The 15,606-nt window shown below is 67.7% G+C and carries 9 protein-coding genes and 1 pseudogene; 4 read left to right on the top strand and 6 right to left on the bottom strand.

The genetic code is table 11. The features are described 5' to 3' along the window. Positions 1-5 precede the first annotated feature (5 nt). The 5 genes from MPSD_RS10795 to MPSD_RS10775 all read right to left on the bottom strand — a co-directional run bounded on the left by MPSD_RS10795 (position 6) and on the right by MPSD_RS10775 (position 5,823). The gene (locus tag MPSD_RS10795; protein WP_086084661.1) at positions 6-839 is read right to left on the bottom strand and encodes a shikimate dehydrogenase; all 834 of its coding nucleotides are present in this window, start codon (positions 837-839) and stop codon (positions 6-8) included. Then, positions 836-2,092 (bottom strand): endolytic transglycosylase MltG, encoded by a 1,257-nt coding sequence (mltG, locus tag MPSD_RS10790; RefSeq protein WP_086084660.1) that lies wholly within the window; start codon positions 2,090-2,092, stop codon positions 836-838. The genes MPSD_RS10795 and mltG overlap by 4 nt, the downstream gene beginning before the upstream one ends. Next, entirely contained in the window at positions 2,085-2,597 is a 513-nt protein-coding gene (gene ruvX, locus MPSD_RS10785) for a Holliday junction resolvase RuvX (protein WP_011739856.1), read from the bottom strand. The genes mltG and ruvX overlap by 8 nt, the downstream gene beginning before the upstream one ends. After that, positions 2,598-5,303, bottom strand: a complete 2,706-nt coding sequence (gene alaS, locus MPSD_RS10780) for an alanine--tRNA ligase (RefSeq protein ID WP_086084659.1) — start codon at positions 5,301-5,303, stop codon at positions 2,598-2,600. It lies immediately after the preceding gene. Positions 5,304-5,421: 118 nt separating this feature from the next. Further along, positions 5,422-5,823 (bottom strand): secondary thiamine-phosphate synthase enzyme YjbQ, encoded by a 402-nt coding sequence (locus MPSD_RS10775; protein ID WP_012393935.1) that lies wholly within the window; start codon positions 5,821-5,823, stop codon positions 5,422-5,424. Between the two features lie 212 nt (positions 5,824-6,035). Between MPSD_RS10775 and MPSD_RS10770 the strand changes: the two genes are divergently transcribed. Next, a complete protein-coding gene (locus tag MPSD_RS10770; protein WP_086084658.1) occupies positions 6,036-6,659 on the top strand; it encodes a hypothetical protein in 624 nt (207 codons plus the stop codon). Positions 6,660-6,704: 45 nt separating this feature from the next. On the opposite strand, the gene MPSD_RS10765 is transcribed toward MPSD_RS10770, so the two are convergent. Further along, the gene (locus MPSD_RS10765) at positions 6,705-8,063 is read right to left on the bottom strand and encodes a replication-associated recombination protein A (RefSeq protein WP_012393933.1); all 1,359 of its coding nucleotides are present in this window, start codon (positions 8,061-8,063) and stop codon (positions 6,705-6,707) included. Positions 8,064-8,253: 190 nt separating this feature from the next. On the opposite strand from MPSD_RS10765, the pseudogene MPSD_RS10760 reads away from it, so the two are divergent. The 3 genes and pseudogenes from MPSD_RS10760 (at position 8,254) to MPSD_RS10750 (ending at position 15,596) form a co-directional block, all read left to right on the top strand. Then, positions 8,254-9,386, top strand: a pseudogene (locus MPSD_RS10760) (hypothetical protein). Between the two features lie 153 nt (positions 9,387-9,539). Further along, positions 9,540-12,875 carry a transglutaminase family protein gene (locus MPSD_RS10755; RefSeq protein WP_179953035.1) on the top strand — a complete coding sequence of 1,112 codons (3,336 nt, stop codon included), beginning with the start codon at positions 9,540-9,542 and terminating at the stop codon, positions 12,873-12,875. A gap of 45 nt (positions 12,876-12,920) precedes the next feature. Next, positions 12,921-15,596, top strand: a complete 2,676-nt coding sequence (locus tag MPSD_RS10750; RefSeq protein WP_020724911.1) for a circularly permuted type 2 ATP-grasp protein — start codon at positions 12,921-12,923, stop codon at positions 15,594-15,596. The last annotated feature ends 10 nt before the right edge of the window (positions 15,597-15,606 follow it).

Raw genomic sequence — 15,606 nt, 5'->3', positions numbered from 1 at the left:
GCAGGCTAGTCCAGCGCCTCCAATGCGCAAGTCATCGCCGCACGGGGGGCGGGTAACCCGGTGAATTGCTCCACCTGGGCAAATGCCTGATGCAAAAGCATGTGCAGGCCACTGATCACCCGGCCACGCGCGGCGGCCACGGCGGCCGCCAGCGGTGTCGGCCACGGGTTGTAGATCGCATCCAGCACCACCGGGACCGTGGCGAAGATGGCCGCGTAACGTGACGCCACCTCGGCCGGAATGGTGCTGACCAGCGCCGCCGCGGATGCGGCCCGCTCGCCCAGCTCGGGCTCATCCAGTCCGCAGAACCGGCTGGCCACCCCGAGCCGGGCGCCCAGGTCGACCAATCGGGCGGCTTTGTCCGCGTTGCGCGCCGCGATCGTGATCTCTGTGACGCCGAGTTCGGCCAGCCCCACCACGGCTGCCGGTGCGGTGCCGCCCGAACCGCAGACAATGGCCGGTCCGGATGCCTGCCCCAGCGCCCCCGCGACACCGTCGATGTCGGTGTTGTCTGCCCGCCACCCGCGTGGGGTGCGGACCAGGGTGTTGGCCGATCCAACCAGCTCGGCGCGGGCGGTGCGCTCGTCGGCAAACTGCAACGCGGCGAACTTGCCCGGCATGGTCACCGATACGCCGACCCACTCCGGCCCGAAACCACCCACCACCGCGGGCAATTGCGCGGCGTCGCACTCGATCCGCTGGTATGTCCAGTCGGTCAGGCCCAGCGCCCGGTAGGCAGCCAGATGCAGCTGCGGGGACCGCGAATGAGCGATCGGCGAACCGAGGACGGCCGCTTTCCTACCGCGCGGTGGTTGATTGTGCTCCTGGCCGCTGCTCATCGCGCGCTATCGAGGACACCGTTACGTTTGGCCAGCTCGATATTCGCCAGGTGTTGCTGGTAATCCCTGGTGAACAGCGTCGTGCCTTGGCTATCGATGGTGACGAAGTACAACCAGTCCCCGGGTTGCGGATGCTCGGCCGCGTGCAGCGCTTCGACCCCGGGCGAGCAGATCGCGGTGGCCGGCAACCCTTCGGACATGTAGGTGTTCCACGGAGTCCGCATCGCGCGGTCGGCGTCGCTGGTGGCCACCTCGCGACGATCCAGCGAGTAGTTCACCGTGGAGTCGAACTCGAGGGCGCGGTGCTCGTTGAGGCGGTTGTAGATGACCCGCGCGACTTTCGGGAAATCTTGGGCGTTGGACTCCTGCTGCACCAATGACGCCACCACCAGGATGTCGTAGGGCGACAGGCCCAGCGACTTGGCGTTGTCCACCAAACCGGATTTCAAGTACTCCACGGCACCGGCGCTGATCAGCGAGGCCAGGATCTTGTCCGCCGATCCCGCGGGATCGATGTTGAAGGTCCCCGGGGCGATCAGGCCCTCGATCCGGCGATGATCAGCGCCGAGTTCGAGCACCGGTTCGACGGCCCACGACGGCACCGCCAACGTGGCGGGCGTGCTCTTGGTCGCCGCCGTACGCAAGTCGGCCATCGAGATGCAGTGCTTCTTGCCGTCCAGGTCCACGCACGTGGCACGCGAAATGAAGGTCAGAATGCCGGGCGTCACCACATTGGTCTTCATGTCGGTGGTGTCGTCGAGCTGACGGCCCTCCGGGATGACCAGCTTGCCGACGCGGTTCTTGGGGTCCGCGAGCCGGGCGACCGCATCGGCCGCCGGGATCTCGGTACGCACCAGGTAGAAGCCCGGCTGGATCGCCGCGATCACGGCGTTGCCGTGGGCCGCGTCCACGAATGCCCGCACCGTGGCGACCACGTGGTTGTTGTACAACGTTTCGCCGACCGCGGTGGTGGAGTCGCCCGGGCTGATGTGGATGACGACGTCGCGCTTGCCCGGACCGGCGTAGTCACCGCCGGTGCCGAACATGACATTCCATAGCTTGGTGCCGAAGACGACGACCACCACCACGAACACGACCAGCAGTCCGAAGACGAATCCCCCGAGGACGCGCCGCCGCCGGCGTCGGTTGTGTTGTTCGCGATTGCGCTTGAGCCGGTCAACCCGGCTCATCCGGTGCCGGTTGGGCCCCACCGCGACCGGCTCAGCCCGAGACCGATACACATCCTCAGCCATCGGCGCGGCCCCCGGCCAGGGTGCGCCGCTGGTCCAGCCAGGCCTGCAGGATCGCGACCGCCGCGGCCTGGTCAATCACCGCACGCTGATTCTTGGCCCGGACACCCGCCTCGCGCAGCGATCGCTGCGCACTGACGGTGGTCAGCCGTTCGTCGGCAAGCCGCACCGGTATCGGAGCCACCCGCGCCGCCAGCTCATCAGCCAGGTCGATCGCGTCCTGCGCCGAGGAGCCGATGCGGTCGGCCAGGGTCCGCGGCAGGCCGACGATGACTTCGACCGCCTCCGTTTCACCGACCAGCGTGGCCAGCCGACGCAGGTGCTTGCCGGAGCGCTCGCGCCGCACCGTTTCCAGCGGAGTCGCCAGGATGCCATCCGGATCGCTGGACGCCACCCCGATGCGCACCGTTCCCACATCGATACCCAAGCGTCGGCCTCGGCCCGTCCCGGGTTCGAGGCCCTCTGGATCACCGGGCCGGTCGGGCGAGCGGTGCGATGCGGCGACCACTCAACCGACCCGCGCTATCTCTGCACGTAATGCTTCGAGCGCGGCGTCGATGCCAGCCGGTTTCTTTCCCGACCCCTGGGCCAGGTCCGCTTTGCCGCCACCGCGGCCGTCGACTGCCGCGGCTAGGTGTTTGATCAGTTCATTGGCACCGAGGCCGAGTCCCTGGGCGGCCTGGTTGGCCGCGACCACATAGGGCACGGTGGAGGACTCTCCCCCGGCCGGGGCGGCGATCAGCGCCACCACCGCGGGGTCGCTGCCCAGCTTGCCGCGGATGTCGCCGACCAGGGTGCGCAGGTCCGCCGGCGTCATCTCGCTGGACATGCGCTGCGCCACCAGCCGGACGTTGCCGATGCGCTCGGCGCCGGCGGCGGCGTTGACCGCGGCCGCCCGCACACTGGCGAGCCGGGCACGCTCGAGTTCCTTCTCGGCGGCCTTGAGCCGCTCGACCAGGCTGGCCACCCGGGCCGGGACCTCTTCGGAGGGCACCTTCAGTGACGAGGCGAGCCCGGCCATCAGGGCGCGCTCCTTGGCCAGGTGGCGGAAGGAGTCCAGGCCGACGTAGGCCTCCACCCGCCGCACCCCCGAGCCAATCGAGGACTCGCCCAGGATCGTCACCGGACCGATCTGCGCCGAGGTGGCTACGTGGGTACCGCCGCAGAGCTCGATCGAGAACGGCCCGCCGATCTCGACCACCCGGACTTCGTCCGGATAGCTTTCGCCGAACAGCGCCATCGCGCCCATGGCCTTGGCCTTCTCCAGCTGCTCGGTGAAGGTGTGCACGGCGAAATCGGCTTGCACCGCTCGATTGGTGACTTCTTCGATTTGGCCCCGCTGCTCTTCGGTGAGCGGACCCTGCCAGTTGAAGTCGAATCGCAGGTAACCGGGACGGTTCAGGGACCCGGCCTGTACCGCGTTGGGCCCCAGCACCTGCCGCAGGGCGGCATGCACCATGTGGGTGCCCGAATGGCCCTGGGTAGCGCCCTTGCGCCAGCCCGCGTCCGCGGCCGCGACGACACCGTCGCCCTCGACGAATTCCCCGGATTCGACGTTGACCCGGTGTAGCCAGAGGGTCTTGGCGATCTTCTGGACATCGGTCACCGCCGCGCGGGCGCTGCTGCCCGACCCCGTTCCGCTGATGGTTCCGACGTCGGCGATCTGGCCGCCCGACTCGGCGTACAGCGGGGTGCGGTCCAGCACCAGCTCCACCCGATCGGCGTCGACGGCCTGGCCGTGGGCCACCACCGGAACCCGCTTGCCGTCGACGAAGATGCCCAGGATCCGCGCTTCGGAGGTGAGCTCATCGAACCCGGTGAACTCGGTAGGTCCGGCATCGACCAGTTCCCGGTAGGCCGTCAGGTCGGCGTGGGCATGTTTGCGCGCGGCCGCGTCGGCCTTGGCCCGCCGGCGCTGCTGCGCCATCAGTTCGCGGAAGCCGCCCTCGTCCACCGTCAGGCCGGCTTCGGAGGCCATCTCCAGGGTCAGCTCGATCGGGAATCCGTAGGTGTCATGCAGGGTGAACGCGTCCGAACCGGACACCACGCTGACACCGGAGGACCTGGTGGCGCCGGCCACCTCGTCGAACAGCCGCGAGCCCGACGCCAGCGTGCGGTTGAACGCGGTCTCTTCGGCAACGGCGATGCGGTTGATCCGGTCGGAGTCGCTGGCCAATTCGGGATAGGAGGGCCCCATCGCATCGCGCACGGTGGCCATCAGATCTCCGACGATCGCGGTGTCGATGTTGAGCAGCTTGGCCGACCGGATGACGCGGCGCAGCAGTCTGCGCAACACGTAGCCGCGGCCGTCGTTGCCGGGGCTCACCCCGTCGGCGATCAGGATCGCGGCGGTGCGGCTGTGGTCGGCGATGATCCGGTAGCGCACATCGTCAGCGTGATTGCCCTGGTCATAACCGCGGGGCGCGCGGGCGGCAACCAAGTCGATGATCGGGCGCAGCAGATCGGTCTCGTAGACGTTGGGAACCCCCTGCAGGATCAGCGCGACGCGCTCCACACCCATCCCGGTGTCGATGTTCTTGCGAGGCAACGGGCCGAGGATCTCGTAGTCCTCTTTGGTGGTTCCCTCGCCCCGCTCGTTCTGCATGAACACGAGGTTCCAGATCTCGAGGTAGCGGTCCTCGTTGACGACGGGGCCGCCCTCGGGCCCGTAGTCCGGGCCCCGGTCGTAGTAGATCTCCGACGACGGCCCGCAGGGACCGGGAATGCCCATCGACCAGTAGTTGTCGGCCATGCCGCGGCGCTGGATCCGATCGGCCGGTAGACCGGCCACTTCACGCCACAAGCCGGCGGCCTCGTCGTCGTCGAGGTAGACGGTGGCCCAGAGCTTCTCCGGGTCCAGCCCGTAACCTCCGTCGGCGACGCTGTTGGTCAGCAGCGCCCAGGCAAGTTCGATCGCCCCGCGTTTGAAGTAGTCACCGAACGAGAAATTGCCGGCCATCTGAAAGAACGTGTTGTGCCGGGTGGTGATGCCCACCTCGTCGATATCGGGGGTACGTATGCACTTCTGGATGCTGGTGGCCGTCGCATACGGCGGGGTGCGCTGTCCGAGGAAGAACGGCACGAACTGCACCATGCCCGCGTTGACGAACAACAGGTTGGGGTCATCGAGTATCACCGAAGCGCTGGGCACCTCGGTGTGACCCGCCTTCACGAAATGATCAAGGAACCGCTTCCTGATCTCGTGTGTTTGCACCGTCGTTGTTTCCTTAAGTTTCCTTGGTTTTTCTCTAGCAGAGATCGATTGCCAGCCTATTCGCCGGACTATTAGAAGGCTGTCCAAAGACGCATTCCGGGTCCGCTCAGCCTTCCACCTAGCCTTCCAGGAAGCTCAGGCGGACCGACCGCCGCGGGTTGTCCTGATTCAGGTCGACCAGAACGACGCTTTGCCAGATACCCAACAGCGGCTCGCCCGACGACACCGGCACCGTCACCGACGGCGACACCAGGGCCGGCAACACGTGATCGGCACCGTGCCCGCGCGACCCATGCGCGTGGCGGTAGCGGTCGTCGCGCGGCAGCAATGTCTGCAGGGTGTCGACCAGGTCGTGGTCGGAACCGGCGCCCGTCTCGATGATGGCGACACCCGCCGTCGCGTGCGGGACGAAAACGTTGCACAGCCCATCACCATGGTTGGCGCAGAAGGCCCGCACCGCGTCGGTGAGATCGACGGTGCGGCGACGCGATGTGTCAACGTCGAGGACATCGGTATCCATCCAGACCAGCCTACGGTGGGCGCTCGGCGACCTGCCAATCCGTTCCCTCCCGCCGCACCATCGCCACGATCGCCCGTGAGCTGGTGGGCGGATCCCCCCGAGATCTCCCGAGATCCCCTCAGGTCATTGCCAGGCCGAATCGGCAGGAGGAAGGTAATTGGTGGGACCGGTGGCGCCACCGGGGCGCCGCCCCGACAGAGGAGGGGCCGATCGTGTACGCACGCTCCACCACCATCCAGGCGCAACCCTTGTCGGTCGACATCGGAATTGCCCATGCTCGCGATGTCGTCATGCCCGCTCTGCAGGCGATCGACGGTTACGTCGGGTTGTCACTGCTGGTCGACCGCCAGTCCGGCACCTGCATCGCGACCAGCGCGTGGGAGACCTTGCAGGCCATGCGCTCGCGCGCACCGGCGGTGGCTCCCATCCGGGACCGGGCCGCGATGATGTTCTCCGACAATGCGCGGGTCGAGGAATGGGACATCGCCATGCTGCACCGTGACCACCGTTCCCGGCAGGGTGCATGCGTGCGGGCCACCTGGCTCAAGGTGGTGCCGGATCAGATCGAGCGATCCCTGGACTTCTACGGGATGTACGTGTTGCCCGAGCTGGAGGGCCTGGACGGGTTCTGCAGCGCCAGCCTGATGGTCGATCACCCGGCCTGCCGGCGTGCGGTCTCGTGCGCCACCTTCGACACCATGGAGGCGATGGCGCGAAACCGCGATCAGGCTTCCGAACTGCGCAGCAGGCGGGTCCGTGAATTGGGCGCCGAGGTGCTCGAAGTGGCCAAGTTCGAGCTGGCGATCGCTCACCTGCGGGTGCCCGAGCTGGTCTGAGTGGGCTGAGGCCGCTATTGCGGCAGGGCAACGCCCGCCAACCGGTCAGGCACGCTTTCGGCGGATGATGGCCCGCAGCCGCTCCAGGCGGCCGCCGATCTCGCGTTCGCCGCCGCGGCCGGTCGGCCGGTAATAGTTGGTGCCCACCAATTCGTCGGGCGGATACTGTTGGGCCACCACCCCGTCCGGGTCGTCATGGGAGTACTTGTAGCCCTGTGCGTGGCCCAGCGCGGCCGCCCCGGAGTAGTGCCCATCGCGTAGGTGTGGCGGCACCAGGCCGGCCTTGCCCGCCTTGATATCGGCCATCGCCGCGGCCAGCGCGGTGGTGACCGCATTCGACTTCGGCGCGGTCGCCAGATGGATGGTGGCGTGCGCCAGCGTGAGCTGCGCCTCGGGCAGGCCGATCAGGGCGACCGTCTGCGCGGCGGCCACCGCGGTCGGAAGCGCCGTCGGATCCGCCAGGCCGATGTCCTCGCTGGCCAGGATCATCAGGCGGCGGGCAACGAACCTGGGGTCTTCACCGGCCACCAGCATCCGAGCAAGGTAATGCAGCGCGGCGTCGACATCGGAGCCCCGCACCGACTTGATGAAGGCGCTGACCACGTCGTAGTGCTGGTCACCGTCACGGTCATAGCGGACCGCGGCTTTGTCCAGCGACTGCTCGATGATCTCGACGCTTACCTGCGACCCGGCCGCCTGGGCCGCCTCGGCCGCCACCTCCAGCGCGGTCAGCGCGCGGCGCGCGTCACCGGCGGACAATTGCACCAGCAGGTCGGTGGCATCGGGGGCGATCGCGACTCGCCCACCAAGCCCGCGTGGATCCTGTGCCGCGCGCTGCACGACCGCGCGAATGTCGTCGGCGCCCAGCGGGTGCAACTGCAGAATCAGCGATCGCGACAGCAACGGGGCCACCACCGAGAAGGACGGGTTCTCGGTGGTCGCGGCCACCAGCAACACCACCCGGTTCTCGACGGCCGACAGCAGGGCGTCCTGCTGGGTCTTGGAGAACCGGTGCACCTCGTCGATGAACAGCACCGTCTGCTCGCCGCGACGGAGCACCTGCCGGGCAGTCTCTATCACCGCCCGCACATCCTTGACTCCGGCCGACAACGCCGACAGCGCCTCGAACCTTCGTCCGGTGGCGTGCGAGATCAACGCCGCCAGCGTCGTCTTCCCGCTACCTGGCGGGCCATAGAGGATCACCGAGGCGACGCCGGAGCCCTCCACCAGCCGGCGCAGCGGCGCCCCCGGAGCAAGCAAGTGGCCCTGCCCCACCACTTCGTCCAGCGACTCCGGGCGCATCCGCACCGCCAGCGGCGCGCCGGCCGACACTTCCAGACCATGATCGCTGTGTTGCGGTGCGCCGGGCAGGTCGAACAGACCGTCGGACACGGGTTCAGACATACCACTTCGCAATATCGCCAGTTGCGCCGCATCACCGGTTGAGCAGCACATCCGAGGGGATGCGCCGGCGCCGATTACAGGCGCCGCGCGACCAATGCGCGCGCCTGCCACACATATTTGCTAAGTTCCGGTTTGCTTGATTCGCCCGTGCGCACCGCGCGGGCGAACTACGGAAGCACTTAGGAAAGCGATGAGCCAGCCGCCAGAAAATCCGGGCAATCAGGCCGACCCCCAGGGCGGCGATCAGAGCACTCCGGGCTACCCGCCACCACCGAACTACGGCACGCCTCCACCGCCTCCCCCACCGGGTTACGGCGCACCACCGGCCGGGCCTCCCGGCTACGGCGCCCCGCCCCCGCCTCCTGGTTACGGCACCCCACCACCGCCTCCTGGTTACGGCACCCCACCACCGCCTCCGCCTCCCGGTTACGGCTAGGCGCCCGGCGGGTATGCGCCCCCGGGGTACAACCCGCCGCCACCCCCGCCCCCGGCTACGGCCCACCGCCGGCCGGCTACCCGGCCCAGCCGGGATTCGGCGGCCCGGCCAAGCCGCCCTTCAGCGTGGGCGAAGCCATCAGCTGGGCGTGGAACCGGTTCACCCAGAACGCAATGGCCCTGGTGGTTCCGATCGTCATCTACGGCTTGATCCTGAGCGCTGTCGGCGGCGTGATGGTCGGGCTCTTCTTCGCTTTCTCCGACCGCACCAGCACGACCTATACCGACGCTTACGGCAACACGTCGGAAACCGTGAACATGACCATGAGCCCGCTGGCGAGCATCGTGATGTTCATCGGCTACCTGGCCGTGTTCGCGGTGGTGCTGTTCATGCACGCCGGCATCACCACGGGCTGCCTGGACATCGCCGACGGAAAGCCGGTGACCATCGGATCGTTCTTCAAACCGCGCAACCTCGGCATGGTGATCCTCACCGGCCTGCTGGTGATCGTCTTGACCGCGATCGGCTCGGTGCTGTGCATCGTTCCTGGCCTGATTTTCGGCTTCCTGGCGCAGTTCGCGATCATCGCTGCCGTGGACCGATCGCTGTCGCCGATCGATTCCATCAAGTCCAGTTTCGCGACGGTCCGTGCCGAACTCGGTAACACCGCGTTGTCCTGGCTGGTGCAGTACGCGGTGGTGCTCGCCGGTGAGCTGCTATGTTTTGTCGGCATGCTCGTCGGCGTTCCGGTTGCCTCGCTCATCCAGACCTACACCTGGCGCAAGCTGTCCGGTGGCCAGGTTGTCGAGCTGAGCCAGCCCGGGCCTCCGGCGGGTCTGCCGCCCGGTCCGCCCCCAGGGGCGCCGCGGGGACCGCAGTTCGGGTAGGACCCCGGTCCACCCCGCAACACCAACCGTAAAGCCACCGAAACGCCGTTGTTACACGCGACGGCGTGACGCTGCCCATGGCCGTCAAGCCCACGGCGACACCGAATTTCGAAGCGCTGCGGGCAGCAGAGTCTTATGATGGGATCAGCTTCTATGAGCATCAAAGTTGCGCTGGAGCACCGCACCAGTTACACCTTTGACAAGCTGGTGCAGGTTTATCCGCACGTTGTGCGGCTGCGCCCAGCACCGCACTCTCGCACCCCCATCGAGGCTTATTCGTTGCGGGTTGAGCCAACCGAGCACTTCGTCAACTGGCAGCAGGACGCGCTGGGAAACTTCATGGCCCGGTTGGTCTTTCCCAAACCAATGCAGCACCTGACCATCACCGTCGGGCTGATCGCCGACCTGAAGGTGATCAACCCGTTCGACTTCTTCATCGAAGAATGGGCCGAAACCTGGCCGGCCGAAGGCCTGACCTACCCCAAGGCACTGGCCGATGACCTCAAGCCGTACTTGCGGCCGGTCGACGAGACCGGCGAGGAGTCCGGCCCCGGGGACCTGGTTCGGGCTTGGGTCACCAACTTCAGCGTGCCCGAGGGCACCCGCACCATCGACTTCCTGGTCGCGATCAACCACGCGGTCAACGCCGACGTCGGGTACAGCGTGCGGATGGAACCCGGTGTCCAGACACCGGATTTCACGCTGCGCACCGGCATCGGATCGTGCCGCGACTCGGCGTGGTTGTTGGTGTCGATCCTGCGCCAATTCGGGTTGGCCGCCCGGTTTGTGTCGGGCTACCTGGTCCAGCTGGCCTCCGACATCGAGGCCCTCGACGGACCCTCGGGCCCCACGGCAGACTTCACCGACCTGCATGCCTGGACCGAGGTCTACATTCCCGGTGCGGGCTGGATCGGGCTGGACCCGACCTCGGGGCTGTTCGCCGGTGAGGGCCACATTCCGCTCGCGGCCACGCCCCACCCCGCCAGCGCGGCTCCCATCAGCGGGGGCACCGGCGTGTGCAACACGGTGCTGGAATTCTCGAACACCGTCACCCGGGTGCATGAAGACCCGCGGGTCACCCTGCCCTACACCGATGAGGCGTGGCAGACGATCTGCGATGTAGGCCGCCGTGTGGACGAACGCCTGGCGGCCGGTGATGTCCGGCTGACCATGGGCGGCGAGCCCACCTTCGTGTCGGTGGACAACCAGACCGATAAGGAGTGGCGCACCGCCGCCGACGGTCCGCATAAGCGATCACGGGCATCCGATCTGGCCGCGCGCCTCAAGGCCCGGTGGGCTCCTGAGGGGTTGGTCCAACGCAGCCAGGGCAGGTGGTATCCCGGGGAGCCATTGCCGCGCTGGCAGATTGCGCTGTATCGGCGCACCGATGGACGTCCGCTGTGGACCGACCCCACGCTGCTGGCCGATCCCTGGCTGGACCCGCCGACTCCGGTCGATTCCGACGCCGCCCACCAGGTGCTCAGCGCATTTGCCGAGGGAATGGGACTGCCCCTGTCGCAGGTACGCCCGGCCTACGAGGACCCGCTGGCGCGGCTGGCGGCCACGGTGCGACTGCCGTCCGGCGACCCCGTCGACCCGATCGACGACCTCGACCCCGAAACCGACTCCGACACCCCTGTCGGCCGCGCCGAGCTATTGGCCCGCCTCGACGCCTCGGTCACGTCCGCGGCCGCCCACGTGCTCCCGCTACACCGCCGCGAGGACGGCTCGGGCTGGGCCAGCGCGGACTGGCGGCTGCGCCGCGGCCGGCTGGTCTTGATCGAAGGGGATTCACCGGCCGGGCTGCGGCTGCCCCTGAACTCCATCAGCTGGCAACCGCCGCGGACATCCTTTGACGTCGACCCGGTGACGGTGGGGTACGCACTGCCGGAACCCGCCACCGCCGAGGCCGTGGATGCGGTGCTTGACGACTCCGAAAATGCGCCGCCGACCGCGATCGTCGCCGAGGTTCGCGAGGGGCTGCTGTACATCTTCATCCCGCCCACCGAAGCGCTTGAAGACTTCGTGGACCTCGTCACCCGCATCGAGGCCGCGGCGGCGAAGGCCAACTGCCCGCTGGTGCTCGAGGGTTACGGCCCGCCACCGGACCCGCGGCTGGAATCGACGACGATCACCCCCGACCCGGGCGTCATCGAGGTCAACGTCGCACCGACCGCCAGCTTCGAAGAACAGCGCCAGCAACTGGAAACGCTGTACGAAGAAGCCCGGCTCGCCCGGCTCTCCACCGAGTCGTTCAACGTGGACGGATCCCACGGCGGCACCGGTGGCGGCAATCACATCACGCTGGGCGGCGTCACGCCCGCGGACTCGCCACTGTTGCGCCGCCCGGATTTACTGGTGTCCTTGCTGACCTACTGGCAGCGGCACCCCTCTCTGTCCTACGTGTTCGCCGGGCGCTTTGTCGGCACCACCTCCCAGGCGCCGCGAGTCGACGAGGGCCGCGCCGAGGCACTGTACGAGCTAGAGATCGCATTCGCCGAAATCGCTCGGCTGTCGGCTGGCGGTGCGGCCAAGCCCTGGGTGACCGATCGTGCGCTGCGCCATCTGCTGACCGACATCACCGGCAACACCCATCGCGCCGAGTTCTGCATTGACAAGCTCTACAGTCCCGAAGGCACCCGCGGCAGGCTCGGGCTGCTAGAGCTGCGCGGTTTCGAGATGCCGCCACATCTGCGCATGGCAATGGTGCAGTCGCTGCTGGTGCGTTCGCTGGTGGCGTGGTTCTGGGAGCAACCGCTGCGCGCTCCACTGATCCGCCACGGCGCCAACCTGCATGGGCGATATCTGCTGCCGCATTTTTTGATCCACGACATCGCCGATGTGGCCGCAGACTTGCGAGCCAACGGCATCGACTTCGAGACCAGCTGGCTGGACCCATTCACCGAATACCGCTTCCCGCGCATCGGCACCGCCGTGTTCGACGGTGTCGAGATCGAGCTGCGCGGGGCGATCGAGCCCTGGAACACCCTTGGCGAGGAGTCGACCGCCAGCGGCACTGCCCGTTACGTCGACTCATCGGTCGAGCGCCTCCAGATCCGCGTGATCGGGGCCGACCGCCACCGCTACGTGGTCACCTGCAACGGCTACCCGGTGCCCCTGCTGGCCACCGACAACCCTGATATCCACGTCGGTGGCGTGCGATTCAAGGCCTGGCAACCGCCCAGCGCGCTGCACCCGACCATCTCCGCCGACGGGCCGTTGCAGTTCGAGCTCATCGACCTGACCGCCGGAACCTCTCGCGGCGGGTGCACCTATCACGTCACCCATCCCGGCGGGCTCGCCTACGATGAGCCACCCGTCAACGCTGTCACAGCGGAGTCGCGCCGCGCCCGGCGTTTCGAGGCAACCGGCTTCACTCCGGGCAAACTCGACTTGTCCGACATCCGAGAGAAGCAGGCTCGGATGTTCACCGATATCGGCGCGCCTGGCATTCTCGACCTGCGACGCGTGCGTACCGTGCAACAGTAATGGTCCTGCAATCCGGCATCGAATTGACGCGTGATGGTACTTGGCATGAGTAGGCCGGCGGCTGTTGCCGCCGCCGAACCCTACGACGTCGACCGGCTGCTGGCCGGCTACCGCACCGCGCGTGCTCAGGAAGCACTGTTCGATGTGCGCGACAGCCCGGGCATCGGTTACGACGAGTTCGTCGACGCCGACGGCAATGTGCGGCCGGCCTGGACCGAGCTGGCCGACGCGGTCGCCGAACGCGGGCGAACCGGCCTGGACCGGCTGCGTTCGGTGGTGCACAGCCTGATCGACCACGACGGCATCACCTACACCGGAGTCGATTCCGGGCGCGAGGATCACGGCGTGCACGGGCTGGAGCCCGGACCGTGGCGTCTGGACACGCTGCCGCTGGTGGTGTCCGCTCAGGACTGGGAAGTTCTCGAAGCCGGACTCGTGCAACGGTCGCGCCTGCTCGATGCGGTGCTCGCGGACCTGTATGGCCCGCGCAGGTTACTCACCGAGGGTCTGCTGCCATCCGAACTGGTCTTCGGCCATCCCGCCTATGTGCGCGGCGCCAATGGCATCGAGGTGCCTGGGCATCATCAACTTTTCCTGCACGGCTGCGACATCAGCCGGATACCCGACGGCAGCTACCAGGTCAACGCCGACTGGACCCAGGCGCCTTCGGGAGCCGGCTATGCGCTGGCCGACCGGCGCGTGGTCGCCCACGCCATCCCCGATCTGTACGAGAACATCGCGCCCCGGCCGACCACGCCGTTCGCGCAGGCGTTGCGTCTGGCGCTGATCGATGCGGCGCCCGACGTCGCCCAGGACCCGGTGGTCGTGGTGCTCAGCCCGGGCATCTATTCGGAGACCGCGTTCGACCAGGCCTACCTGGCTACACTGCTGGGTTTCCCGCTGGTAGAGAGCGCGGATCTGGTGGTCCGCGACGGCAAGCTTTGGATGCGCTCGCTGGGGACGCTCAAACGCGTCGACGTGGTGCTGCGCCGGGTCGACGCCGCCTACGCGGACCCGTTGGATCTTCGTGCCGATTCCCGGCTCGGCGTGGTGGGTCTGGTCGAGGCGCAACACCGCGGTGCCGTGACCGTGGTCAACACGCTGGGCAGCGGCATCCTGGAGAGCCCCGGCCTGATGCGTTTCCTGCCGGGGCTGGCCGAGCGCCTGCTGGGTGAGGAACCGATGCTGCAGAGCGCGCCCATGTACTGGGGTGGCATCGCCACCGAGCGTTCCCACCTTTTGGCGAATCTGTCGTCGCTGCTGATCAAGTCCACCGTCGGGGGGAAGACCCGGGTCGGGCCGACGCTCTCATCCGCGCAGCTGGCCGAGTTGGCCGCGCGAATCGAAGCGATGCCCTGGCAGTGGGTGGGACAGGAGCTCCCGGCCTTCTCCTCGGCGCCCACCGATCACGCGGGTGTTCTGTCTTCAGCCGGGGTTGGCATGCGGTTGTTCACCGTCGCACAGCGCAGCGGTTACTCGCCGATGATCGGTGGCCTGGGCTATGTCCTGGCGCCCGGACCGGCCGCGTACACGCTGAGATCGGTTGCAGCAAAAGATATTTGGGTCCGCCCGACCGAACGCGCCATCGTCGAGACCGTTGCGGCGCCGGTCACCGGCCCGATTGTGCAGCCGATATTGGAGCCGTCGGCGCTGGTGCCGATCAAGACCGGTGCGGGCACCCTGGGGGTCAGTTCCCCTCGCGTGCTCTCCGACCTGTTCTGGATGGGCCGCTATGGCGAGCGCGCCGAGAACATGGCCCGCCTGCTGATGGTCGCCCGCGAGCGCTATCACCTGTTCCGACACCATCAGGACACCGAGGAATCCGAATGCGTGCCGGTGCTGATGGCCGCGCTCGGCAACATCACCGGGACCGATACCGGGGCCGCCAACGACCACGCCGAAATGATCGCCGTCGCTCCCTCGATGCTGTGGTCGATGACGGTGGACCTGGAGTGGCCGGGCTCGCTGGTTCAGTCGGTGGAGGGACTGGCGCTGGCCGCACGGGCGGTGCGCGACCAGTTGTCCAACGACACCTGGATAGTGCTGGCCGACGTGGAACGCGCCGTCACACTCAGGTCGGATCCGCCACAGTCGCTGGCCGAAGCCGATGGGCTACTGGCCGAGGCCCAGGCGCAAACGCTGGCCGGGATGCTCACCCTCTCCGGGGTGGCCAGCGAATCGATGGTGCGCGACGTGGGCTGGACCATGATGGACATCGGCAAGCGCATCGAACGGGGCCTGTGGCTGACCGCGCTGCTGGCGGACACCCTGACCACGGTGCGCGGCGTCGTCGCCGAGCAGACCATCATCGAGTCGACGCTGGAAGTCTGTGAGTCGTCGGTGATCTACCGGCGCCGCACCGTCGGAAAGTTCAGCGTTACCGCCGTCAATGAATTGATGCTTTTCGACGCGCACAATCCGCGTTCGCTCATCTACCAGTTGGAGCGGCTGCGGGCCAATCTCAAGGATCTGCCCGGCACCTCGGGCTCCTCGCGCCCCGAGCGAATGGTGGATGAGATCAGCGCCCGGCTACGCCGGTCGCATCCGGCCGAGCTGGAAGAAATCACCGACGGGCGGCGCACCGAGTTGGCCGAACTGTTGAACGGCATCCACGTTTCGCTGCGCGAGCTGGCCGAAGTCATCACCGACACCCAGCTGGCCCTGCCCGGCGGCATGCAGCCGCTGTGGGGGCCCGAGGAACGACGGACGATGCCCGCCTAAGCAGGCGGGC

The sequence above is a fragment of the Mycobacterium pseudoshottsii JCM 15466 genome, from assembly GCF_003584745.1.
In the GTDB taxonomy this organism is placed as follows: Bacteria; Actinomycetota; Actinomycetes; order Mycobacteriales; family Mycobacteriaceae; genus Mycobacterium; species Mycobacterium marinum.
This window is presented reverse-complemented; position numbering and strand designations above follow the sequence as displayed.